General features: G+C 64.0%; 23 protein-coding genes. 11 read left to right on the forward strand and 12 right to left on the reverse strand.

What is annotated here, in order from left to right; all coding sequences use genetic code 11:
• Positions 1-56: 56 nt before the first annotated feature.
• Together LSQ66_RS18050 and LSQ66_RS18055 are read left to right on the forward strand one after the other, a co-directional pair.
• Complete coding sequence (locus LSQ66_RS18050; protein WP_231766571.1) at positions 57-434, forward strand: SWIB/MDM2 domain-containing protein; 378 nt, start codon at positions 57-59, stop codon at positions 432-434.
• A 63-nt stretch (positions 435-497) separates the two neighbouring features.
• On the forward strand, positions 498-1679 hold the full coding sequence (locus tag LSQ66_RS18055) for an MFS transporter (RefSeq protein WP_231766572.1): 1182 nt from the start codon (positions 498-500) through the stop codon (positions 1677-1679).
• On the opposite strand, the gene LSQ66_RS18060 is transcribed toward LSQ66_RS18055, so the two are convergent.
• From LSQ66_RS18060 to LSQ66_RS18075, 4 genes are read right to left on the reverse strand one after another with little or no spacing between them, the layout of a single operon-like run.
• A complete protein-coding gene (locus LSQ66_RS18060) occupies positions 1667-3049 on the reverse strand; it encodes an alkaline phosphatase (protein WP_231766573.1) in 1383 nt (460 codons plus the stop codon). The genes LSQ66_RS18055 and LSQ66_RS18060 overlap by 13 nt on opposite strands.
• Positions 3046-4179, reverse strand: a complete 1134-nt coding sequence (locus tag LSQ66_RS18065; protein ID WP_231766574.1) for an alkaline phosphatase — start codon at positions 4177-4179, stop codon at positions 3046-3048. The genes LSQ66_RS18060 and LSQ66_RS18065 overlap by 4 nt, the downstream gene beginning before the upstream one ends.
• A gap of 47 nt (positions 4180-4226) precedes the next feature.
• Positions 4227-4883, reverse strand: a complete 657-nt coding sequence (locus LSQ66_RS18070; RefSeq protein WP_407659535.1) for a lytic transglycosylase domain-containing protein — start codon at positions 4881-4883, stop codon at positions 4227-4229.
• Positions 4880-6604 (reverse strand): proline--tRNA ligase, encoded by a 1725-nt coding sequence (locus LSQ66_RS18075; RefSeq protein ID WP_231766576.1) that lies wholly within the window; start codon positions 6602-6604, stop codon positions 4880-4882. The genes LSQ66_RS18070 and LSQ66_RS18075 overlap by 4 nt, the downstream gene beginning before the upstream one ends.
• Before the next feature lie 202 nt (positions 6605-6806).
• Between LSQ66_RS18075 and LSQ66_RS18080 the strand changes: the two genes are divergently transcribed.
• Together LSQ66_RS18080 and LSQ66_RS18085 are read left to right on the forward strand one after the other, a co-directional pair.
• Positions 6807-7448 (forward strand): RNA pyrophosphohydrolase, encoded by a 642-nt coding sequence (locus tag LSQ66_RS18080; protein WP_231766577.1) that lies wholly within the window; start codon positions 6807-6809, stop codon positions 7446-7448.
• A gap of 50 nt (positions 7449-7498) precedes the next feature.
• Positions 7499-7924: a DUF1841 family protein gene (locus LSQ66_RS18085; RefSeq protein WP_231766578.1), complete on the forward strand. Its 426-nt coding sequence runs from the start codon at positions 7499-7501 to the stop codon at positions 7922-7924.
• 81 nt (positions 7925-8005) lie between these two features.
• Here the strand turns inward: LSQ66_RS18085 and LSQ66_RS18090 are convergent, their stop codons facing one another.
• A complete protein-coding gene (locus LSQ66_RS18090) occupies positions 8006-8347 on the reverse strand; it encodes a c-type cytochrome (RefSeq protein WP_231766579.1) in 342 nt (113 codons plus the stop codon).
• Positions 8348-8359: 12 nt separating this feature from the next.
• Complete coding sequence (locus tag LSQ66_RS18095; RefSeq protein WP_231770147.1) at positions 8360-8680, reverse strand: c-type cytochrome; 321 nt, start codon at positions 8678-8680, stop codon at positions 8360-8362.
• A 185-nt stretch (positions 8681-8865) separates the two neighbouring features.
• Here LSQ66_RS18095 and LSQ66_RS18100 point away from each other — a divergent pair, with 185 nt between their 5' ends.
• The 3 genes from LSQ66_RS18100 to LSQ66_RS18110 are packed head-to-tail and all read left to right on the forward strand — an operon-like array spanning position 8866 to position 11479.
• Complete coding sequence (locus tag LSQ66_RS18100) at positions 8866-9723, forward strand: AAA family ATPase (RefSeq protein ID WP_231766580.1); 858 nt, start codon at positions 8866-8868, stop codon at positions 9721-9723.
• Positions 9723-10310: a GNAT family N-acetyltransferase gene (locus LSQ66_RS18105; RefSeq protein WP_231766581.1), complete on the forward strand. Its 588-nt coding sequence runs from the start codon at positions 9723-9725 to the stop codon at positions 10308-10310. The genes LSQ66_RS18100 and LSQ66_RS18105 overlap by 1 nt, the downstream gene beginning before the upstream one ends.
• Positions 10310-11479 carry a vWA domain-containing protein gene (locus LSQ66_RS18110; RefSeq protein WP_231766582.1) on the forward strand — a complete coding sequence of 390 codons (1170 nt, stop codon included), beginning with the start codon at positions 10310-10312 and terminating at the stop codon, positions 11477-11479. The genes LSQ66_RS18105 and LSQ66_RS18110 overlap by 1 nt, the downstream gene beginning before the upstream one ends.
• Position 11480: 1 nt before the next feature.
• Here LSQ66_RS18110 and LSQ66_RS18115 read toward each other — a convergent pair whose 3' ends face one another.
• A complete protein-coding gene (locus tag LSQ66_RS18115; RefSeq protein ID WP_231766583.1) occupies positions 11481-12308 on the reverse strand; it encodes a response regulator in 828 nt (275 codons plus the stop codon).
• Positions 12309-12429: 121 nt separating this feature from the next.
• Here LSQ66_RS18115 and LSQ66_RS18120 point away from each other — a divergent pair, with 121 nt between their 5' ends.
• Together LSQ66_RS18120 and parC are read left to right on the forward strand one after the other, a co-directional pair.
• Positions 12430-14427 (forward strand): DNA topoisomerase IV subunit B, encoded by a 1998-nt coding sequence (locus tag LSQ66_RS18120; RefSeq protein ID WP_231766584.1) that lies wholly within the window; start codon positions 12430-12432, stop codon positions 14425-14427.
• An 18-nt stretch (positions 14428-14445) separates the two neighbouring features.
• The gene (gene parC, locus LSQ66_RS18125) at positions 14446-16779 is read left to right on the forward strand and encodes a DNA topoisomerase IV subunit A (protein WP_231766585.1); all 2334 of its coding nucleotides are present in this window, start codon (positions 14446-14448) and stop codon (positions 16777-16779) included.
• 131 nt (positions 16780-16910) lie between these two features.
• Here parC and LSQ66_RS18130 read toward each other — a convergent pair whose 3' ends face one another.
• The 5 genes from LSQ66_RS18130 to LSQ66_RS18150 all read right to left on the reverse strand — a co-directional run bounded on the left by LSQ66_RS18130 (position 16911) and on the right by LSQ66_RS18150 (position 21233).
• Positions 16911-17399: a hypothetical protein gene (locus LSQ66_RS18130; protein ID WP_231766586.1), complete on the reverse strand. Its 489-nt coding sequence runs from the start codon at positions 17397-17399 to the stop codon at positions 16911-16913.
• A 117-nt stretch (positions 17400-17516) separates the two neighbouring features.
• Positions 17517-18926, reverse strand: a complete 1410-nt coding sequence (locus LSQ66_RS18135; protein WP_231766587.1) for an IgA Peptidase M64 — start codon at positions 18924-18926, stop codon at positions 17517-17519.
• A gap of 15 nt (positions 18927-18941) precedes the next feature.
• Positions 18942-20270: a cyanophycinase gene (locus tag LSQ66_RS18140; RefSeq protein ID WP_231766588.1), complete on the reverse strand. Its 1329-nt coding sequence runs from the start codon at positions 20268-20270 to the stop codon at positions 18942-18944.
• Positions 20271-20274: 4 nt separating this feature from the next.
• Complete coding sequence (locus LSQ66_RS18145; protein ID WP_231766589.1) at positions 20275-20718, reverse strand: GNAT family N-acetyltransferase; 444 nt, start codon at positions 20716-20718, stop codon at positions 20275-20277.
• Positions 20715-21233, reverse strand: a complete 519-nt coding sequence (locus tag LSQ66_RS18150) for a hypothetical protein (RefSeq protein ID WP_231766590.1) — start codon at positions 21231-21233, stop codon at positions 20715-20717. Before LSQ66_RS18150 ends, LSQ66_RS18145 begins: the two co-directional genes overlap by 4 nt.
• A gap of 113 nt (positions 21234-21346) precedes the next feature.
• On the opposite strand from LSQ66_RS18150, the gene argH reads away from it, so the two are divergent.
• Both argH and LSQ66_RS18160 read left to right on the forward strand, forming a co-directional pair.
• Positions 21347-22744, forward strand: a complete 1398-nt coding sequence (gene argH, locus LSQ66_RS18155) for an argininosuccinate lyase (RefSeq protein WP_231766591.1) — start codon at positions 21347-21349, stop codon at positions 22742-22744.
• A 56-nt stretch (positions 22745-22800) separates the two neighbouring features.
• On the forward strand, positions 22801-23373 hold the full coding sequence (locus tag LSQ66_RS18160; protein ID WP_231770148.1) for a TRAP transporter small permease subunit: 573 nt from the start codon (positions 22801-22803) through the stop codon (positions 23371-23373).
• Positions 23374-23380: the final 7 nt, after the last annotated feature.

Here is a 23380-nt window from a genome sequence, read left to right on the forward strand (position 1 = left end):
TTAGCCGTGCGATTGTATTGCGCAATTTTCCATTGTTTGTTTAGGGAGGCTCGAATATGGCAACAGCAGCCAAGAAAGCAGCACCAGCAAAGAAGGCAGCCACCAAGGCGGCTCCGGCAAAGAAGGCAGCACCAGCAAAAGCAGCAGCCAAGCCCGCAGCGAAGAAAGCAGCACCCGCAGCACGCAAGCCCAACGCAGCATTCATGAAAGCGATGACCCCATCGGCAGCCCTGGGCGCCGTGGTTGGCTCCTCCGCTCTGCCGCGTACCGAAGTGACCAAGAAAGTCTGGGACTATATCAAGAAGCACAATCTGCAGGATGCAGCGAACCGCCGCATGATTAATGCAGACGACAAGCTCAAGGCCGTATTCGGCGGCAAAGCCCAAGTGTCCATGTTCGAAATGACCAAGCTGATTTCCGATCACCTGAAATAAGCTCCCCCGGCCGCAACGCCGGCCGAAGGCCCCGACGCTTCGCGCTCGGGGCATTTTTTTTATATGAGCCCACAACACCGCCTCGCCTTTCCCCTCGCCAGCCTTACCGCCGTTGGCCTGCTGGCTTCCGACCTCTACCTCCCTGCTCTGCCGGCCATGCAGCAGCAGCTGGGCGCATCCGTCACTGCGGCCCAGGCCACGATGGCCGTGTTCATGCTGGCCCTTGCGGCCTCCCAGCTTGTGTGGGGCTGGGCGGCGGACCGTTTCGGCGACCTGGCCACCATCCTGAGCGGCACGGCGCTGCTGGCGGTGGGCAGCCTGCTGTGCGCGATGGCGGGCGATATCGATACGATGCTGGCGGGCCGCCTGCTCCAGGGACTGGGCGCGGGCGCGGCAACCGTCGCGGTGCCCGCGCTGATACGGCGGCGCTTCAGCGAAACGGAAGCGGTGGGCGCGATGGCCGTGGTGGCGATGGCCGAATCGGTGATCCCCGCGCTCGGCCCCGTCGCTGGCGCCGCGCTGGTGATGCTGGCGGACTGGCGCTACGCCTTCTGGATCATTGCCGCGCTGGCCCTGCTGCTGGCGCCCATGGTCACCCGCATCATCAGCAGCCATGCGGTGCACGCAGTACCGGCCGCCTCTCCGGCCGCGCCGCGCGGCCTGCTGCGCAACCTGCCCTTCCTGCGCTATGCGTTCAGCTACGCCCTCATGTTCGGCGCGCTGCTCATGTTCGTGGCCAGCGCGCCCTATCTCGTCACGCACTGGCTGGGCCGTGAGGTGTCGGCCTTCGCCCTGCTGCAGATCTGCGGCGTCGGCTGCTTCATGGTGGGTGCGACGCGGGGTGCGCGCGCCGTGGAGCGCTACGGCGTGGAAGGCATGGTAAGGCTTGGAGTGCTGATGCAGGCGGCATCGGGCATTGCAATGACCGCACTGGCGCTGGCCGACCTGCGCTCGACTGCAGCCCTGACTGCGGCATGGGCGCTGTTCTGCTGCGGCCTGGGCGTGCGCGGTCCCTCGACCATGTCGCGCGCCCTCTCGCTGGCGCATGAACACGCGGGCAAGGCAGCGGGACTGCTGATGTTCCTTGCCTTTGCCGCCACCTCGGGCGCCACCATGGCGGCGGCGCCCCTGCTGGAACGGGGCCTGCTGCCTGTCGCCCTGCTGCTGACGGTGCTTGTGCTGCTCAGCGCCGCCCTGGTGCCGGGGGCGCTGCGCCGCCCGGCCGGGGAAATTCAGAAGCCGTAAGCGGCTTTCATCAGCTCGAACACGCGGGTGTTCTCCATGGTGCCCTTGAACACGGCGGAACCTGCGCCGGTGGCGTAGAGCTTCACGTCGCCGCCGCCATGCGTTTCGCCGCGCAGGCGCACGCCGGTCTCCTGGAGGTAGTCCTCGCCCATCGCCTCCTCGCTGCTTACATCGCTGCGCTGGTTTTTGCGGTTCGGGCCATTGCCGAAGGTGAGCGCAGTGTAGGTGTGGCCGTCGGCGTCGTGCGCCGGGCTGCCGTCCGCATGGCGCACGATATCCAGCACCGACGCGCCGCGCGGCGAGGGCCCATTGAACGCCAGCGTATGGTCGTGGTCCGCCGTGATCACGATAAGGGTGTTGCGCAGGCCGGGGTCGATCTGCTGCATGTGGTCGATGGCGGTCTGGATGGCGTCGTCGAAGGCCAGCAGGTCGACAATGCCGCGGCGGGCATTCGAACCATGCAGGGCGTGATCGATCTTCCCGCCCTCCACCATCAGGAAGAAGCCCTTTGGATTCGGCGACAGCAGTTCGATGGCCTTGGCTGTCATCTCCGAGAGGCTCGGCTGCTTCCCGCCTTCGCCGCGCGGCGGCGTGGCCGTGCGATCCAGTTCATATTCCAGATGGCTCTCGCCGTACAGGCCAACGAACTTGCGGCCCGGCTTCGCAGCCGCCATCTCGGCCTTGCTGCGCGCCACCGCGTAGCCCCGCGCCGCCATTTCCGCCAGCAGATCGCGCCCGTCGATGCGGCCTTTGGGATTGTTCTGCTTGTCGTAGGGTGTGAAGTGCATGGCGCCGCCGCCCATGAGCACATCCAGGCCGTCGCCAAGCGCCGCGTTGTAGCCCTCTCCTCCAGGCACGGCCTGCACTGCGATGGCGTAGCCGGAGTTGCGGTGGCAATGGTGGGCATAGGTGGAGGCAGGCGTCGCATGGGTGGCTTCGGTGGTCGTCACCGCGCCAACGGATTTGCCATACGCCTTCGCCAGCTCCAGGATGGTCGGCACCGGCTTGCCGTTGCCCGCCTTGCAGGTATCGACACCCAGGTTGCCGTTTGCGTCCTTCTGCGGCGCGCTGGGCTGGGAATCCCACATCGAGATCACTTCGTTGTTGATCTTCACGCCCGTCATGTAGGAGCCCATCGATGGCGCGCTGTCCGTGGTCTGCGCGTCGTGCGAATAGGTCTTGAGGCGCGCCACGCGCTCAAGGCGCTCGAACTTGAGCAGGCCTTCTTCCTTGTGGCCGTGGATGCGCGCCGCCGTGATCACGGTAGGGCCCATGCCGTCGCCGAGGAAGAAGATGATGTTCTTTGCATCGGCCGCCGCGGCCGTGCCGCCGATGGCCGCAAGCGCCAATGCCAGGAAGAGTTTTTTCATAGTCCGGCCGCAGCCTTGATCAGTTTGAAAACATCGGTGTTGTCGATCGTGCCGCGGAAGCGCTCCGCTCCCGCGCCAATGGCGCCCAGGTAAACATCCGTGCCGCCGTGCGAGGTCGCATCCGGGGCATTGCGCACGGCAGCTTCATAGCGGTAGTCAGGGCTGGCGACGGCCTTTGCGTCCAGGCTTTCGGGCCGGACGGCATCCACGCGGTGCGGGCCGTTGCCGAAGCCGATGATGGTGTAGGGCGCCCCGTCCAGGTCCTTGGCCAGCTTCCCGCTGCCATAGCGCCGCAGCAGGCCCAGTACGCCCGGCTCCGTTGCCGTGGTCCTGCCCGTGATGGTGGAATAGCCGTTCAACACCAGCGTGCTGTCGTGGCTTGCCGTGGCGACGATAAGGGTGTGCTTCAGGCCCGGGTCGCGCTGCTGCATCGTGTCGATAGCGGCGCGCAGCGCCCTGTCCTGCGCCGCCGCCTCTTCCACCACCGCGCGCGCATCCGCACCGTGCGCGGCGCGGTCGATCAGGCCGTTCGATACCAGCAGCACGAAACCCTTGCCATTGCGGGACAGGCGCTCGATGGCCTCGACGGTCATTTGCGGAAGGTTCGGCTGTTTCGCCGCATCGCCGCCAAGGGCCACGTCGATGCCGCTGGCCCTCAAGGCCGCGGCAGCCGCTTCGCTGCCGGGATGGCGGCAGCTGTGCACGAAGGCGGCGGCCGTCATGGCATCCGTGATCTCGACATTGCTCACCAGTCCCGTGCCCATGCCGCGCTGCGCGGCCAGTTCCATGAGGGTTGGCACAGGTTTGCCGCCGCTTGCGCAATCGCTCATGGCGAGCGCGCCGTTATTGGTCTTGTGGCCGGTGAGCATGGCGGACATGGCGGCCGCTTCGTCCGTCACCTGCATATCGTTGGACCAGGTTTTGACGAAGGCCGATTCCGGCAGGGTGTCGATGGCGAGATCGCCGGACTCGCCCACGGCATAGATGCGCGTGGCGGTCAGCGTATTGAAGCCCATGCCGCCACCGACAAAGAGGATGATGTTCCTGGGTCCTTCCTGCACGGACGATATGCCCGCGCAGCCCGCCGACAATGCTGCGCCCATGGCCAGCGCCGCTATCCTCAACCGCATATGCCGCTCCCGCTATTCAAAGGCTGACATCTTAGCCCAAAAGCGGCTTACTTCCAGTTGTTCCAGGCTTTGAGTACGGCATTCGGATATTCGGGCCGGCCGCGGCTGCCGTTGTAGCGGCCCAGAGCGAGGTAGAGATTGCCCTGCTCCATGTCGATGTACATGCGCAGGATGGCGCAGCCGTAGCGCAGGTTGGTCTGCATGTTGAACAGCTTGCGGCGGTCGCTGTCGCCGATCACATTGGTCCAGAAGGGCATGACCTGCATGTAGCCGCGCGCGCCAACAATCGACACGGCGTATTTCCGGTAAGCCGATTCCACCTGGATCAGGCCAAGCACCAGCCCCGGTTCCAGCCCGGCGCGGCGGGCTTCGTACCAGACGGTTTCGAGGAACTCGGTGCGTACCAGGTCGTCCGGCAGTTTGCGCTTGAGGCGCTGGGACATGTCCGCCAGCCAGGCGTGATACCGCTGCTGTTCGGAGGGGTCGCTGAAGCGCGGCTTCGGCGGCCGCGCATCCATGATGGCGCTGGACAGCGCCACGCGCACGGAGTCGGCGAGCGCCTCCTCCTTCTGGTTCCCCGCAAAGCCGAAGGGTGCGCACAGCACACCGCTGGCAAAAGCCACGGTGTGCCACCAGCGCAAAGGCCGCGCCCACCAGCGCCGGCGTTCCCGGCCAGTTCGCTGATGAAGGCGCGCGGTGCTCATTGCTGCACTTTGCCCTTGATGAAGCCGACGATGTCCGCCAGCGGGACATTGGTGGCTTCCGCGTCGCGGCGGCCCTGGTATTCCAGGTTGCCTTCCTTCAGGCCACGCTCGCCGATCACCACGCGGTGCGGTACGCCGATCAGTTCCCAGTCGGCGAACATGGCGCCCGGACGCAGGCCGCGGTCGTCGATGATGACGTCGATGCCCGCCGCCAGCGCAGCGTCGTACAGCTTGTCCGTTTCTTCCTTCACGGTCTCGCTGCGGTCGTAGCCCATGGGGCACAGCACCAGCTCGAAAGGCGCCAGCGAGGTTGGCCAGATAATGCCCTTGTCGTCGAAGTTCTGCTCGATGGCCGCGCCCAGGATACGGGTGATGCCGATACCGTAGCAGCCCATCTGCAGGGGCGCAGGCTTGCCGTTCTCGTCGAGGAAGGTGGCCTTCATCGATTCCGAATAGGCGGTGCCCAGCTGGAAGACGTGGCCCACTTCGATGCCGCGCTCGATCGCCAGCACGCCCTTGCCGTCCGGCGAAGGATCGCCTTCCACCACATTGCGCAGGTCGGCGACGACGGCCGGTTCCGCCATGTCGCGGCCCCAGTTCGCGCCCGTGTAGTGGAAGTCCACCTCGTTCGCGCCGGTGACGAAGTCCGCCATGCTGGCGACGGTGCGGTCGGCCACCACGGTCACGGGAGCCTTGGTGCCGATGGGGCCCAGGTAGCCGGGCTTGCAGCCGTAGACTTCCTCGATCTCCGCTTCGGTGGAGAAACGGTAGTTCGCCAGGCCGGGCACCTTGGCCGCCTTGATCTCGTTCAGCTCATGGTCGCCGCGCAGCAGCAGCATGAAGTACTGCTTCTTGCCCTCTTCCTTTTCCACGGTCAGCGCGATGGTCTTGACGGTGGTTTTGAGGTCGATCTTCAGCTGGGCCGCCACGTCCTCGCACTTGCTGGCCTTGGGGGTCGGCGTCTTCGTCAGCGCGGCGCCTGCTGCGGCGCGGGCGCCGCTGGCCACCGCTTCGGCGGCTTCGATATTGGCCGCATAGTCGGAGGTGGGGCAGTACACCAGCGCGTCCTCGCCGGTGCTGGCGATCACGTGGAATTCATGCGAGCCGGTGCCGCCGATGGCGCCGTTGTCCGCCGCCACGGCGCGGAACTTCAGGCCGAAGCGCGTGAAGATCTTGGTGTAGGCATCGAACATGATCTGGTAGGACTTCTGCATGCCTTCCAGGTCGCGGTCGAAGGAGTAGGCATCCTTCATGGTGAACTCGCGGCCGCGCATCAGGCCGAAGCGCGGACGGCGTTCGTCGCGGAACTTGGTCTGGATGTGGTAAAAATTCAACGGAATCTGGCGGTAGGATTTGATCTCCGAACGCACCACGTCCGTGATCACTTCCTCGGAAGTGGGCTGGATGGCGAACTCGCGGCCGTGGCGGTCCTTCACGCGCATAAGCTCGGGGCCCATCTTGTCCCAGCGGCCCGTTTCCTGCCACAGCTCGGCGGGCTGCACGAGCGGCATCAGCAGCTCGATGGCGCCAGCCTTGTTCATTTCCTCCCGAACAATGGCTTCCACCTTGCGGATCACTTTCAGGCCCATCGGCATATAGGTATAGATGCCCGAACCCAGGCGCTTGATCATGCCCGCGCGCATCATCAGCTTGTGGCTGACGATTTCCGCGTCCGAGGGCGCCTCTTTAAGAGTGGAAATAAAAAAACGGGAAGCACGCATAACTATGAATTCTTTTAAAAAGAGAGGGTTATAATCAACCTAATTTTAAAGGATTAGCTGGCTGATGCATCCATACTTTATACAAATGCGTTCAATTGCGTGCTTTCCGGCCGTTTTCCTACCCCGAAAACGCTGCTGGCAGGCAGATTTGTGGGCAAAAATGTAAGAGGATCGCTCGGCCGCAGAAAGTTTGAGGTGCAATATGCTCGATCGGGAAGGGTTTCGCCCCAACGTCGGCATCATCCTGCTCAACTCTCACAACGAGGTTTGGTGGGGCAAGCGGGTGCGCGAGCACTCGTGGCAGTTCCCGCAAGGGGGTATCAAATACGGTGAAACGCCGGAACAGGCGATGTACCGCGAGCTGGAAGAAGAGATCGGACTAAAGCCGGAACACGTCAAGATCGTGGGACGCACCCGCGACTGGCTGCGCTATGAAGTGCCCGACCATTTCATCAAGCGCGAGATCCGCGGCCATTACCGTGGCCAGAAGCAGATCTGGTTCCTGCTGCGCATGTGCGCGCGCGATTGCGACGTGAACCTGCGCGTGACCGATCATCCCGAGTTCGACGCCTGGCGCTGGCACGAGTACTGGGTGCCGCTGGACGTGGTGATCGAATTCAAGCGCGAGGTCTACCAGCGCGCGCTGCAGGAGCTCTCGCGTTTCCTGAGCTGGCCGCCGCACGGCGACCGGCGCCACAACTCGCGCTACCTGCGCCAGCCTCGCAACCAGCCCGGCACGCCCGCCAACCGGCAGCAGCCTGCCAAGGCAGCGCCGCAGCCTGCGGCGCCCGAAGCGGAGCCGGACTGCGGCGAGGTCCGCCTCGCCGTGCCGGCCAAGGGCTGAAACCGGGGCAGCCTGCAAGGGCTGCCCTTTTTTTGTACAATAGCGCCCCTATGTTCACCCCCTCCTCCCACGACGTGCGGCGCTTCTTCTGCGAAGTGCTGCGCAAGCACCGCAGCAAGGAAGTCCTCACCCCGCTCGAAGCGATGGCGCTGGACTGGGTGCTGCAGCATCCCGAATACGACGACGCCCTGGGCGATGTGGAGGCCGCGCTGGCGCGCGACTACTCGGTCGAGGGCGGGCAGGCCAACCCCTTCCTGCATCTTTCGATGCACCTTTCGATCAGCGAGCAGGTCTCCATCGACTCCCCGCGCGGCATCCGCGCCGCCAGCGAAGCGCTCACGCGCAAATACGATTCCGCGCACGAAGCGCAGCACCAGATCATGGAATGCCTGGGCGAGATGATCTGGAAGTCCCAGCGTACGGGCCTGCCGCCGGACGGCGAGGCCTACGTGGAAGCCGTCAAGCGCCGCATATAAACAAAAAGCCCGCAGTCGCGGGCTTTCTTGCTTGTTTCCTAAAGGGGACGGACGGGGACGCCGAGTCCCCTTTAAGAAATATTAACGGTGGTTAACCAGCGAGCCGGGCAGGCTGTGCAGGTAGGCGGCCACGTCCTGGATGTCCTGGTTGCTCAGCGGCTTGACCTGGCCGGTCATGATCGCGTTGCTGCGGCCGTTGGCGCCGTCGCCGCGCTTGTAGGCGGTCAGGGCGTGCACCAGGTAGTCCTTGTGCTGGCCGGCCAGCTTCGGATAGCTGGGGTCGATCGGGGTGTTGTAGTCCTTGCCGTGGCAGGCGAAGCAGCTGTACTTGTCAGCGACAGCCTTGCCGTTGGCAACATTGCCACCAGCCATGGCGCTCAGGGACACGGCGGAGCAGATCAGCGCGAATACGATTTTCTTCATGGTGCTGTGTCCTTATTTCTGCTGCGAGTAGTAGGCGGCGATGTCGGCGATGTCCTGGTCGCTCAGGCTGACAGCGATGCCCTTCATCGAAGGATGCTTGCGCTCGCCCTTGGCGTAGCCGCGCAGCGCGTTTTCGATGTACTTGGCGGACTGGCCGCCGATCTTCGGCACCTGGAACACTTCCGGGAAGGTCGCTTTGTAGCCGGGGATGGCGTGGCAACCGATACACATTTCAATCTTGTTCGGTGCTGCCTCGGCCTTGCCGACGATCTCGGCCGCCGTGGCTGCCTGAGCGGCGCCCGCGAGCACGAGCAGTGCGAAGATATTTTTCATCATGTTGGCTAGCTTCATCAGAGGTAATCGGATACTGCCGTCGCAAAAGTTGACTTTTGCACTATCAACCTGCGATTTTAACCTGAGAAGGTTCCTGAAGTCCATATTGTTTCTCGGACGCCAAGGCCCGGCCTGGCGATCTCGCGTATACTCGGAAGTTTCCACTTTCTCCGGGAAATTTGTCCATGCAATCCCCTGCTCAGCGCTTCGAGGGCTCCGAGAACTACGTCGCCACCCATGACCTGAAACTGGCTGTGAATGCGGCCCTGACCCTGCAGCGCCCCCTGCTGATCAAGGGCGAGCCGGGCACCGGCAAGACCATGCTGGCCGAAGAAGTGGCCGCTGCCCTGGACATGCCACTGATGCAGTGGCATATCAAATCGACCACGAAAGCCCAGCAGGGCCTCTATGAATACGACGCCGTGTCGCGCCTGCGCGACTCCCAGCTGGGCGACGAGCGAGTGCGCGACATCCACAATTACATCGTCAAGGGCGTGCTGTGGCAGGCCTTCACCGCGCCGGAGCCGGTGGTGCTGCTGATCGACGAAATCGACAAGGCCGACATCGAATTCCCCAACGACCTGCTGCGCGAGCTGGATCGCATGGAGTTCTACGTCTACGAAACGCGCGAGATGGTGACGGCAAAACACCGTCCTCTAGTCATCATCACCTCCAACAACGAGAAGGAGCTGCCGGACGCCTTCCTGCGCCGCTGCTTCTTCCACTACATTAAATTCCCGGACAAGGACACGATGGAAGCCATCGTGAAGGTCCACTATCCGAACCTGAAGCAGGAGCTGCTGGCGCAGGCGCTGCGCACCTTCTATGAAGTGCGCGAGGTCTCGGGCCTGAAGAAGAAGCCCTCCACCTCCGAATTCCTGGACTGGCTCAAGCTCCTCATGGCCGAAGACATTCCGCCGGAAGCGCTGCGCAGCCAGGACAACAAGACAATCGTGCCGCCCCTGCACGGCGCCCTGCTGAAGAACGAGCAGGACGTGCACCTGTTCGAGCGCCTGGTGTTCATGTCGAGGACGAACCGCTGATGATCAACGTGCTGCCCGTTACGCTGGAACGGAACGGCGTGCGCCTGGAGCCCCTGGGGCCGCAGCACGCGGACGGCCTGCGCGCCGCCGCTCGCGACGGCGAGCTGTGGAAGCTGCGCATCACCTCCGTGCCCGAACCGGAGCAGACGGAGAGCTATATCGCCACCGCGCTGGAGATGCGCCCTTCCCGCCTGGCCTTCGCCGTGATCGATGCCGCCACCGATGCCGTCATCGGCACCACGAGCTACCACGACATCGTGCCCGCCATCGACCGCGCCGAAATCGGCTACACCTGGTACGCGCTGAGCCGCCAGCGCTGCCACGTCAATACGACGTGCAAGCTGATGCTGCTGACGCACGCCTTCGAAACCTTGGGCTGCGCCCTGGTCGGCTTCCGCACGGACAACTACAATTACCGCTCGCAGGCCGCCATCGAGCGCCTGGGCGCGAAGAAGGACGGCGTGCTTCGCCATCATGCGATCCGCCGCGACGGCACCGTGCGCGACACCGTCATGTACAGCATCGCGCGCGGCGAGTGGCCGGAAGTGAAGGCGCAGCTCAACTACCTGCTGGCGAAGGAACGCTGATGCTCATCGACTTCTTCTTCACGCTGAAAGACGCGAAAATTCCGGTCACGATCAAGGAATTCCTCACGCTGCTCGAAGCGATGGAAAAGAACGTCATCGCGCCATCGATGGACGACTTCTACTACCTCTCGCGCCTGGCGCTGGTGAAGGACGAAGCCCATTTCGACAAGTTCGACCGCGCCTTTGCCCAGTACTTCAAGGGCATCAACGGCGCCTTCGAGACCAGCAGCGCCATTCCGCTGGAGTGGCTGGTCAAGCGCATGGAGCGCGAACTGAGCGAAGAGCAGAAGGCGGCGCTGGAGAAGTTCGGCTACGACAAGCTGATGGAACGCCTCCAGGAGCTGCTGAAGGAGCAGAAGGAACGCCACGAAGGCGGCAGCAAGTGGATAGGCACGGGCGGCACTTCGCCCTTCGGCAACGGCGGCACGAATCCCGAGGGCATCCGCATCGGCGGCAAGGGCGGCAACCGCACGGCGGTAAAGGTGTGGGAAGCGCGCGCCTACAAGGATTACGACGGCGACCGTGAACTGGGCACGCGCAACATCAAGGTCGCGCTGCGCCGCCTGCGCAGGTTCGCGCGTGAAGGCGCGGCCGAGGAATTCGCGCTGGAGCAGACCATCCGCGCCACGGCCAACAACGCGGGCTACCTCGATATCAAGATGCAGCCCGAGCGCCGCAACAACGTGAAGGTGCTGATGCTCTTCGACGTGGGCGGCACCATGGACGACCACATCGAACGCACGGAAGAACTGTTCTCGGCCGCGAAGACCGAATTCAAGAACATGGAGTTCTATTACTTCCACAACTGCGTGTACGACTACCTGTGGAAGAACAACCGGCGACGCAACTCCGAGCGCTTCCCCACCTGGGACATACTGCGCAAATACCCGCCCGACACGAAACTGATCTTCGTGGGCGACGCCACCATGAGCCCCTACGAAATTTTGCAGCCGGGCGGCTCGGTCGAATACAACAACGAGGAAGCGGGCTCCGAGTGGCTCACGCGCTTCACCAGCGCCTTCCCGAAATTCATCTGGCTCAATCCCGAGCCGGAGGGGCTGTGGGAGTACCGGCAGTCCATCTCCGTGATCCGCCAGCTGATGAACAACCGCATGTTCCCCATCACGCTCGAAGGCCTGGAGCGGTCAATGCGCACGCTGAGCAAGTAAGTCAGCTGAGTCGCAGCAGGCGCTTCAGCACCGAACGCAGCGTCGCATCCGACACCGGCTTGTCCACGAAGCCCGCGATGCCTGCGGCCGCCGCGCGCTCCGCGTCATACTCCGCCGCATCCGCGACCATCGGCACCACTACAGTGGAATCCGGCACCGCCTCAGCCATAGCGTAAGCGTCGACGACAGCCGTATTGACCAGCATGACAGCCACAGCGCGCTGGCGGCAGGCGGCGATGGCCTCGTCCGCGCCGCCCGCCCAGGAGGCGGCAACGTCCTGGCGCCGCATGAGCTTTGCGATGTGGACGGCCAGGGCATCGCTGCGGTCCACCACCAGCACCTCGCCGTGCGGCGCGGGCTGGCGCATGGCGAGGTACTCGGCGGGATCGGTCAGGTCGAGGTCCACGCGCGGGCTGCGGCGGCGCTCCGTCGGCGCTGGCTGGCCGCTGGCCGCGCGCTCGGCCAGCGCTTCGGCGCGGCGCTCCACCAGTTTTCCAAGCTCGTGGAACACACTGTCCCACTGTACCGGCAGGCGCAGGTTCGGATAGGGAAAATCGGGATGCGCGAGTTCGATGCCCGGCGCGCCCAGCACCAGTGCCGGCCGCGTTCCGCCCTGCGTCAGTCCTTCCAGCGCCGCCAGCGTGGACAGATGGGTGCCGTTAGCCAAATATAAATCCGGCTCTTGCAAAGAGTGCGCGGACAGGCAAAAATACGCCGGCCCCTTGCCCGGCGCCCGTTTCAGGCCCTGCGCAATGGCGGCGGCAGCCTGCGGCGGAAAGCCGACCAGGCCTACGGCGAACGGGAACTTCTCGGTCTGCTCAGCGGACATGCGATGTTGACGTTGTTTTTACGGCATTTAACCACAGTTCCCGCCCGGATTCGTTCATTCCCCCTTGTTGAGGATAGAATGCGCAGGAATCCGCGTTAACCAAGAACCGCTTCTCTCAAGTATGGCCACTAAAAAACCTGTTTCCGATTACAGCGAATCATCCATCCGGGTCCTCAAGGGGCTGGAACCAGTCAAGCAGCGTCCGGGCATGTATACCCGCACCGAGAACCCGCTGCACATCATTCAGGAAGTGATCGACAACGCCTCCGACGAGGCGCTCGGCGGCCATTGCAAAAACATTATCGTCACGCAGAACCCTGACGGCAGCGTGACGGTGGACGACGACGGCCGCGGCATCCCGGTCGGCCTGCACCCCGAAGAAAACGTGCCGACGGTGGAGATTGTGTACACCCGCCTGCACGCGGGCGGCAAATTCGACAAGGGCTCCGGCGGCGCCTACGCCTTCTCGGGCGGCCTGCACGGCGTGGGCGTGTCCGTCACCAATGCACTCTCGAAGCGCCTTGAAATCTCCGTCTGGCGCAAGGACGACAAGGGCAACGGCTTCCACACCATCGCCTTCGAGAACGGCGACCTCGTTCAGCCGCTGGCCTCCGAGGCTGCGCCGAAGGACGGCAAGAAGTCCGGCACGCGCGTCACCGCGTGGCCTGATCCGAAATATTTCGATTCGCCCCTGATCTCGCAGGTGGAGCTCCAGCGCCTGCTGCGCTCCAAGGCCGTGCTGCTGCCCGGCGTCACCGTCACCCTGATCAACGGCAAGACCGGCGATAAGCAGGTATGGCAGTACAACGACGGCCTGCGCGGCTACCTCACCGAAGCGCTGGCGCAAACCTCCAGCGGCGAAACCGTGGTGCCCCTGTTCGAGGGCGAGCAGTTCGCCGGACCGGATGCGGAAGGCTTCGCGGAAGGCGAAGGCGCGTCCTGGGTGGTGGCATGGACGGAGGAAGGCGCCATCGTGCGCGAGTCCTACGTCAACCTGATTCCAACGCCGAACGGCGGCACCCACGAATCCGGCCTGCGCGATGGCCTGTTCAGCGCCATGAAGAATTTCGTGGAACTGCACTCGCTGCTGCCGAAAGGCGTGAAGCTGCTGCCGGAAGACGTGTTTGCGCGGGCTTCCTTTGTGCTGTCCGCGAAGGTGCTGGACCCGCAGTTCCAGGGCCAGATCAAGGAACGCCTGAATTCGCGCGATGCGGTGCGCCTGGTATCGACGTATTCCAAGCCCGCGCTCGAACTGTGGCTGAACCAGCACATCGACTATGGCAAGAAGCTCGCAGAGCTGGTGATCAAGCAGGCCCAGTCCCGCCTGCGCTCGGCGCAGAAGGTGGAGAAGAAGAAGTCCTCCGGCGTCGCCGTGTTGCCGGGCAAGCTGACGGACTGCGAATCGAGCGACACCGCGCGCACTGAACTCTTCCTGGTGGAGGGCGACTCTGCGGGCGGCTCGGCCAAGATGGGCCGCGACAAGGAATTCCAGGCCATCCTGCCCCTGCGCGGCAAGGTGCTGAACTCCTGGGAGACGGACCGCGACCGCCTGTACGCCAACAACGAGATCCACGACATCGCCGTGGCCATCGGCGTCGATCCGCACAGCTTCGGCGACTCGCCCGACCTTTCGGGCCTGCGCTACGGGAAGATCTGCATCCTCTCCGATGCGGACGTGGACGGCTCGCACATCCAGGTGCTGCTGCTCACGCTCTTCTTCCGCCACTTCCCGGCCCTGATCGAGAATGGCAATATCTGCATCGCCCGCCCGCCCCTGTACCGGGTGGACGCGCCGGCGCGCGGCAAGAAGCCGATCCAGAAGCTCTACGCGCTGGATGACGGCGAGCTCACCGCCATCGAGGACAAGCTGCGCAAGGACGGCCTGAAAGACGGCAGCTGGTCCATCTCCCGCTTCAAGGGCCTGGGCGAGATGAACGCCGAGCAGCTGTGGGAAACCACCATGAACCCGGACACCCGCCGCCTGCTCCCGGTATCGCTGGGCGATTTCGCCCACACCGAAGCCGCCGCGCGCTTCAACATGCTGATGGGTAAAGGCGAAGCCGCCGCCCGCCGCGCATGGATCGAGGAGCACGGCAACGAAGTGGAAGCGGACATCTAAACAGAACACGAATTCGACATGACTCAAGCAAACCTCTTTGACGAGCCGCAGCCGGAACAGCCGGGCGGCAATGGCGGCGACGGCGGCGAAACGCTGACGCTGTCCACCTTCGCCGAGCGCGCCTATCTCGATTACGCCATCTCCGTGGTGAAGGGCCGCGCCCTGCCGGACGTGTGCGACGGCCAGAAGCCGGTGCAGCGCCGCATCCTGTATTCGATGAATGAACTGGGCCTGAACGCCACGGCCAAGCCGCGCAAGTCCGCCACCGTGGTGGGCGACGTGCTGGGTAAGCTGCACCCGCACGGCGACCAGTCGGTGTACGACGCCCTGGTGCGCATGGCGCAGGACTTCTCGCTGCGCTATCCCCTGATCGACGGCCAGGGCAACTTCGGCTCGCGCGACGGCGACGGCGCCGCGGCAATGCGATATACCGAAGCGCGCCTCACGCCGATCTCGCGCCTGCTGCTGGACGAAATCCACCAGGGCACGGTGGACTTCATTCCGAACTATGACGGTTCCTCCGAAGAACCGGCCCTGTTGCCCGCGCGCCTGCCCATGGTGCTGCTGAACGGCGCATCCGGCATTGCGGTGGGCCTCGCGACCGAGATCCCCTCGCACAACCTGCGCGAAGTGGCCGATGCGGCCGTGGCGCTGATCCGCAACCCCAAGCTCTCGCATGCGGAACTGATGAACATTGTTCCCGGTCCGGACTATCCAGGCGGCGGCCAGCTGATTACGCCAGCGGCGCAGATTGCGGACATGTACGCCTCGGGCCGCGGCAGCATGAAGGTGCGCGCGCGCTGGAAAATCGAAGAGCTGGCCCGCGGCCAGTGGCAGGCCGTAGTCTACGAACTGCCGCCGGGGACTTCCGCGCAGAAGGTGCTGGAGGAGATCGAAGAGCTCACCAATCCAAAGGTCAAGCTGGGCAAGAAGGCGCTGTCGCCGGAACAGCTGGCGCTCAAGTCGCTCATTCTCGGCTCGCTCGACACCATCCGCGACGAATCGGGCCGCAATGCGCCGGTGCGCCTGGTGTTCGAACCCAAGTCCAAGAACCAGGACCAGACCGAATTCATGCTGATGCTGCTGGCGCATACCTCGCTGGAGACTTCGGCGCCGATGAATCTCGTGATGATCGGCGGCGACGGACGCCCGCGCCAGAAAGGCCTGGGCGAAGTGCTGCAGGAGTGGATCGACTTCCGCTTCTCCACGGTTACGCGCCGCACGCAGTTCCGCCTGGCGAAAGTGGATGACCGCATCCACATTCTGGAAGGCCGCGAGACCATCCTCCTGAATATCGATGAAGTGATCCACATCATCCGCAATTCGGACGAACCGAAGGCGGCGCTGATCGAACGCTTCCGCCTCAGCGACCGGCAGGCCGAAGACATCCTCGAGATCCGCCTGCGCCAGCTGGCGCGCCTGGAAGCGATCAAGATCCAGCAGGAGCTGGCGGACCTGCGCAAGGAAAAGCAGACCTTGCAGGACCTGCTCGACAATCCATCGTCGATGAAGCGCCTGATCATCAAGGAAATCGAAGCGGACGCCAAGCAGTTCGGCGACGCGCGCCGCACCCTGATCGAAGAAGCGCAGAAGGCTGTCGTGGAACAGAAGGTGGCGGACGAACCGGTCACCGTCATCATCTCCGAAAAGGGCTGGGTACGCGCGCGTACCGGCATCGGCCACGACCCGGCGCAGTTCACCTTCAAGGCTGGCGATTCGCTGTACGGCGCCTTCGAGTGCCGCACGGTGGACACCCTGCTCGGCTTCGGCGACAACGGCAAGGTGTACTCCGTGCCGGTGGCGGCGCTGCCGAACGCACGCGGCGACGGCGTGCCGATCACCACCCTGGTCGACCTTTCGGGCGGCGCGCGCCTGCTGCACTACTTCGCTGGCCCCGCAAACACCCAGCTGCTGATGGCATCCGATGCAGGCTTCGGCTTCATTGCGAAGGCGGGAGACATGGTGAGCCGCCTGAAGGGCGGCAAGGCCTTCATCACGCTGGATGAAGGCGCGAAGCCGCTGCCCCCGACGGTGGTGGCGGAAGGCAGCAGCGCCATCGCGGTGATTTCGGAAAAAGCCAACCTGCTGGTCTTCGGCATGGACGAAATGAAGGTACTGTCCAACGGCGGCCGTGGCGTCACGCTGATGGACCTGGGCGACAAGGAAAAGCTGGTCGCCGCGCGCGCCATCACGCAAAAAGGCGTGACAGTGCTAGGCACGGGCAACGCCTCCAAGCCCAAGGAAGAGAAGCTCGGTGCGACGGCGCTGGCCCCGCACATCGGCAAGCGCGCCCGCAAAGGCAAGCCCATGCCAACCCGCATCAAACCCACCGGCCTCCTCCCGAACAGCTAAAAGCAGCCGAGCCCGTGTCCAACTCTGGTGCCAGGGAAGAAAATTGGACACGGACCCGGCACTAAGCCGCTAGCGCTGGGCTCGTGTCCAAAAATCTTCCCTGGCACCAGAGTTGGACACGAACTGAGCTGTTAATGCTTGGCGGCTTCGGCTTTCACGTCGGCCATGGCTTTGCCTTTCACTTCGGCCGTCTTGGCGGCGGCCTGGGCTTTGTCCTTGTCGGCTTCGGCTTTTTCTTTCGCTACCTTGGCGTCCTGCTTGGCGTCGACTTTCATGGCCTTGGCGTTCGCTTCGGCCACTTCCTTGTCGCCTTTCGCTTCGGCTTTCAGCTTGTCTTCCGGGTCGGCCTTGGCCACTTTTTCGGCGGCTTTGGCGTGCTCCTTGTCAACTTTGGCGTGGGCCTTGGCTTTCTTCTCGTCCGCTTTGGCCTGGGCCTTCGCTACGTCCTTGTCGGCCTCGGCCGCCTTCTTGGCTTCTTTGGCCTCGGCCTTGGCGATGTCCTTGTTGGCCTTGGCCTGTTCCTTGGCAACGTCCGGATTCGCGGCCGGAGTGGTGGCGGTCTGGGCGTACGCAGCAGTGGCGAAAACGCCTGCGAGCAGGGTTGCGAGCAGTTTGTTCATGATGTGCACCTTTCTGTTTGTGGTCTGGATACGCTTCTTGTTCTTGTTGCGTATCCAGAATAGGCACACCCGGCAGCTGGCACTGTGCGCTGCCGCACCATGAAACATTTTGTTTCCTTACTTACGTGAATAGAGGTCGATGGTCTGGCCGATGGCTTCGGCACATACCGTGCAGAAGGCCTCGCTGCGGTCGAACATCACGCATTGCTGCTGCGGGCGATAGTAGCCGGTGGCCTCGTAGTTCGCGCCTTCGAAGGCTCCCACCACCTTGGCGTTCGGCACTTTCGAGAACAGCGCATTCGTCCACGCCAGGTCTTCCTTGAACAGCTGGCTCATTTCGGATTCCGGGCGGTTCTGCTTACGCAGCTCGGCGCGCCGTTTCTGGTAGTCGCGGGAATGGGCTTCGTATTCGGCTTTCGGCCATGAGGTTGGCAGGGCCGTTCCGGGCTTAACGTGCTTCTTCCATTTGAGATTGGCCGGATCGCGCAGCGCCGTGGCGTTCGGCTCCCAGGGTTCGGGGCGCTCGCCAGTGGACTGGTAGGCCACCGGCGAAGTGTAGTACTCGTCCGCCAGCCCCGCGAAGTGGTGGCCGAATTCGTGGACGAAGAGGTAGTTGGCCCAGTCGTTGCTGGCGGCCGCGGTGCTGAACTGGCCGTAGATGCCGCCACCGCCGTAGGTGTCGTTGTTGACGAGGATTTCGATGAATTCGTACGGCGCGTGCTGGGCGATGTCGCGCAGGGCGCGGTTGTCCGTGGTGAGAACGTAGCGCTCGCTGCCGAAGATGTCGTAGCGGGTGTTGAGCGCGGACGCATGATGCGTATTGGTCGAGGGACGGCTGATGCCCGATTCCTCCGTCGGCACGGCTATCGCCCACACGTTGAAGTCCTTCGCGCGCTCCTTGAAGGGACTCACGCTGAACAGGTAGTCCGCCAGGCGTCGCGCGTTCTGCTCGAATTTCGGCAGTTCTGCCTTGGTATAGCCGTCACCCATGATCAGCAGGTCCACCTTCTGCGGCGAAGGGCCGTTCACGCGGATGGCGATCGGCTTGGCGGGCGCCGGCGGCTGCTTGCGCACCACGTCCAGCGCATTCGGGTCCACATCCACGCTCCAGACGATGGAGAACTCGTTGCGTTCGTCGCGTTTCAGGATGCGCACGCGCACCGGCCCTTCTGGCTTGGGGAAGCGCACGGATTCGCCGAAGCCGCGCGTCAGCTTCGCAGCCTCCTCCGTGGTGCGCCATTCGCCGAAGATGGTGGAGAAGCCGCGCGTGTACAGCAGCTTGCCGCTCTTGATGTCCACTACCTCCACCTTGTTGACGCCGCGGTTGGTGTCGTCGATGGCGCGGTCCAAGTCGCCCGGCCAGGGCAGCGGCTCGAGCACCACTCTTTCGATGGCATAGCTCTCGCTCAGGGCGTTGCCGCTGTGGAGGTAGTCGAGGCGCATGGTCGCGGGCTGGGTGGCGCTGGCGGCGCCGCATGCCAGCAGCAGCGCGGCGGCAGCGAGCCGTGCGCGGGTGATGATGGTCATTCAGGAACTCCTTTTTTACTTGTAGTGGTAGAGAGGACGGGCAATTTCGATGGGGCGTACGTCGAGCCGGATATTGAGCACGGAATAGGCCTCGGCCACGCTGGACACGTAGCCGACGCTGTCGGGCGTTTTGGAGAAGCGGAATTCGAAGCCCAGTTCGGGACCGGCGCTGCGCGGATTGCCCGCGGCGATGCCGATGGCTTCCTGCTGGTCGCTGTCGATCAGCCTTTCCATCAGGTCAATCACGGCGCTGTTGCCGAGGATGTCGTTGCTGTAGACAGGCCCGCGCAGGAAGGGGCGCGCCGTATCGAGCCGCCCGCCAGCCTTGTCCGAGGAGGGTGTGAAGCTGCGGGTGGCGATGTTGAACTTGTCGCCCCGGTCCAGGTAGCTGATCGCCACGTTGGCCACGTTGAAGTGCGGGCTGTCCTTGTCCGTGGTGGCGCGCGACATGTCGATCAGCAGCGCGCCCTTGTAGCCGATGATCTCCACCTCGCGCTGGGCGTTGACGACCATGGCGCTGTCCTCGTCGATGCCGAGGCCGAGCTGGTAGCCCTTGGCCAGCATGGCCGGAATCATGCGAGCGAAACGTCCGCGCACCAGCAGGTGCTGGTCGACGAAGACGTCGTCGCCGATGAAGCCCAGGCCGGGCGCAATCTCGTGGCCGTCCGTAATGCCGCTGCGGAGCATGGCCAGCACCGCCTTGGGATTGTAGAACATGGTGCTGCTCATGATGGCCGCGCCCGCGCTGGTGCCGGCGATGACGCCGCCGCGCCGGTACAGGTCCCACACGGCTTCCAGCGCCAGGGTATGGGTGCCATCCTCGCGCACGAGGGCCTTGGTGATGCGTCCCTGGTCGCCGCCTGCGAAATACACGCCGTCCGCCTTGCGGATCTTCTCGGCGAGCGCGGCATCGTCGGCGGCCTTGCGGTAGTCGCTGCCCGCCAGGCGGATGGCCACCGGCACGGCAAAGGCATCCGCGCCGTATTTCTTCAGGTAGGAGATGATGCCGGCCGCAGCGCGCTCGGGGTTGCCCGCCGCCGATGGGAAGACGGCGATGCGGGCGCCCCTCCCTCCCGCCAGCTTGACCACGCGCTGCCAGACGTCCGCGTTGTCGCCGCGCAGGCCGCCGCCGATGATCACCAGCGATCCCTGGGCGTTCGCCGACGGAGGCTGGGCCGGGGCGGCGGGGGAAGGAGCAGGAGTAACGGCCGCCAGCGCAGGGGCCTGCGGGGCCACCTTGAGCAGAGGGCCTTTCTGCGCCTCCTCCGCGCCCAGGGGCAGTGCGCAAGCTGCGGCCAGAGCGATCCAGATTCGGGCGGTTCGGGCAGTGGGCAGCTTGAACATGGCGCTAGCTTCCTTTCGCGTTCCTGTAAATGTCCGGGAAATTGCGCTCCATGAAAGCCTCGGGCTTGGCGGGGGGCGTGAAGCCGTAGCGCGCGTACAGGGGCGCCGCCGTGCTGGTGGCCAGCAGGAAGCGGCGCAGGCCCTGGAGCGAGGGATGGTCCATGAGCGCGTCCATCATGCGCAAACTATAACCCCGGCTACGGTGTTCCGGCAGCACGAATACATCAACGAGATAGGCGAAAGTGGCGCAATCCGTGATAACGCGGGCGAATGCCACCTGGCGGCCATCGTCAAGATAGCCGCCGAAGCACAGGGAACCGGCAATGCTGCGTTCCACGGTTTCGCGGGGAATGCCGAGCGCCCAGGTGGACTGTTCGCTCAGGAAGCGATGAATTAGGCCGACATCCAGCCGCGATTTGTCGTCACTGACTGTCAGTGGCTCCGTCATCCGCGCGGCTTGGTGTATTCGGCCGGGAGCGGGTTCTTTTCGGTTTCGGCCTGCCACAGGAGCGACTGCACCCACCAGCGCTGGCCGTCGTTCACCAGCTGGATGCTGTTAATACCGCGCATGAAGGGCTTGTCGCCCTTGGCGTGGCGCGCTTCGTAGGTGCTGAAAATCTGTGCAATCTGGCCAAACTGGTCGCCGGTGCGGGCGAGTTCGGATTCGAAGAAGCCGTCCTTGGCGAAAACGGGGCCCACGCGGCTGATATAGTCTTCCACCGTCATCACGCGGGTGTTCATGCCGCCTTCCTTGTTCGGGCTGTGCACGATCATGCGGCCGTCAGGCTTGAACAGGGAGCGCAGGCGGTCCCAGTCGCGCTGCTGGCCGGCGGTGCCGGAAATGGTGTCGTAGAGGGCGGCGATGATGCCGTCCACGCTGGCCACGTCGGCAGGCTTGGCCTGCTGGGCCATGGCGCCGGCCATGGCGGTCCAGAGTACCGCGAGTGCTGCAAGTTTCTTCATCGTTTTTCCTTTTGCGATAAAAACGAAACGATACCACCGATGAGCGGCAAGTTGGCGATTTAACCCCTCCTGCCAACCTTGTTTATAATCGGTAAAACAACGGGACATTTATCATGACAGCACAACTCTCCAAAAAAAGCGAAGCCTGGTCGGCGCGTTTTTCCGAACCAGTCTCGGATCTGGTGAAACGTTACACAGCCTCCGTCTTCTTCGACAACCGCATGGCAAAGGCCGATATCCAGGGTTCCCTGGCTCACGCCGAGATGCTGGCGGCCCAGGGCATCATCCCCGCCAGCGACCTGGCGGACATCCAGCGCGGCATGGCGCAGATCGGCCAGGAGATCGAATCCGGCCAGTTCGAATGGCTGCTGGACCTCGAAGACGTCCACCTGAATATCGAAAAGCGCCTGACCGAACTGGTTGGCGACGCGGGCAAGCGCCTGCACACGGGCCGCTCCCGCAATGACCAGGTGGCCACCGATATCCGCCTCTACGTGCGTTCGGCCATCGACGACATCGTGGGCCTGCTCAAGCAGCTGCGCGGCGCCCTCACCGACCTGGCGGAGCAGCACGCCGATACCATCCTGCCCGGCTTCACCCACATGCAGGTGGCGCAGCCCATCACCTTCGGCCACCACATGCTGGCCTATGTCGAAATGTTCGGCCGCGACGCCGAGCGCATGGCCGACTGCCGCAAGCGCGTGAACCGCCTGCCGCTGGGCAGCGCCGCGCTGGCCGGCACCACCTTCCCTATCGACCGCCTGCGCGTGGCGAAGACCCTGGGCTTCGACGACGTTTGCCACAACTCGCTGGACGCCGTGTCGGACCGCGACTTCGCCATCGAATTCACCGCCGCCTCCTCGCTCATCATGACGCACATCTCGCGCATGTCCGAAGAGCTGGTGATCTGGATGAGCCCACGCGTCGGCTTCATCGATATCGCGGACCGCTTCTGCACCGGCTCTTCCATCATGCCGCAGAAGAAAAACCCCGACGTGCCGGAACTCGCCCGCGGCAAGACAGGCCGCGTCTACGGCCACCTGATGGCCCTCCTGACCCTGATGAAGGGCCAGCCCCTGGCCTACAACAAGGACAACCAGGAAGACAAGGAACCGCTGTTCGACACCGTGGACACGGTAGTCGACACCCTGCGCATCTTCGCCGACATGGCGGGCGGCATCACCGTCAAGCCGGAAGCGATGCGCGCCGCCGCCCTGCAGGGCTACGCCACCGCCACCGACCTCGCCGACTATCTGGTGAAGAAGGGCCTGCCCTTCCGCGACGCGCACGAAGCCGTGGCGCACGCCGTGCGCACCTGCGTGGACGCAGGCTGCGACCTGTCCGACCTGTCGCTGGACCAGCTGCGCCAGTTCTCCCCGCTGATCGGCGACGACGTATTCCATGTGCTCACGCTGGAAGGCTCCGTGGCCGCGCGCGACCACGTGGGGGGCACCGCGCCGAACCAGGTCCGCGCCGCCATCGAAAGAGTGAGAAAACAACTCGCCACGTAGCACCGCAGCGGCTAGCAGCATTCCAATACCGACAATAAGAGGAGACTCAGATGTTCATGCCACTCTCCAGGGCGATCGATGCCCTGAACGACAAGATTGCGAGCGCTGTCTCATGGGCGCTGCTGCTGGCGGTGGTGATCTGCACCGGCAATGCGATCATCCGCTATTCGCTCAATATGAGCTCGAACGCCTGGCTGGAGATCCAGTGGTATCTGTTTGCCGCAGTCTTCATGCTCGCCTCGCCGCATACCCTGCGGCGCGACGAGCACGTGCGCATCGACGTGGTGACCGGCCGCTTCTCGCGCCGCACCCAGGTCTATATCGACCTGTTCGGCTTCCTGCTCTTCCTCATGCCGATCTCGCTCGTCATCCTCTACTTCGGCATCCCCTTCGGCATCGAATCCGTGCGCAGCGCCGAGATGTCAAGCAACGCCGGTGGCCTGATCGTGTGGCCCGCAAAGATACTCGTCCCGATCGGCTTCATCCTCATGATCCTGCAGGGCGTTTCCGAGATCATCAAGCGCGTGGCCTACCTGCAGGGCAAGCTGCCTGAAAGCGCCATCAGCAAGCACGCGGTGACGCCGGAGGAAGAAATCGAAGCAATCAAGTCCGCAAACAAGATCAGCTGATAACAAA

It is taken from the genome of Massilia endophytica (genome assembly GCF_021165955.1).
Lineage (GTDB): Bacteria > Pseudomonadota > Gammaproteobacteria > Burkholderiales > Burkholderiaceae_D > Rugamonas > Rugamonas endophytica.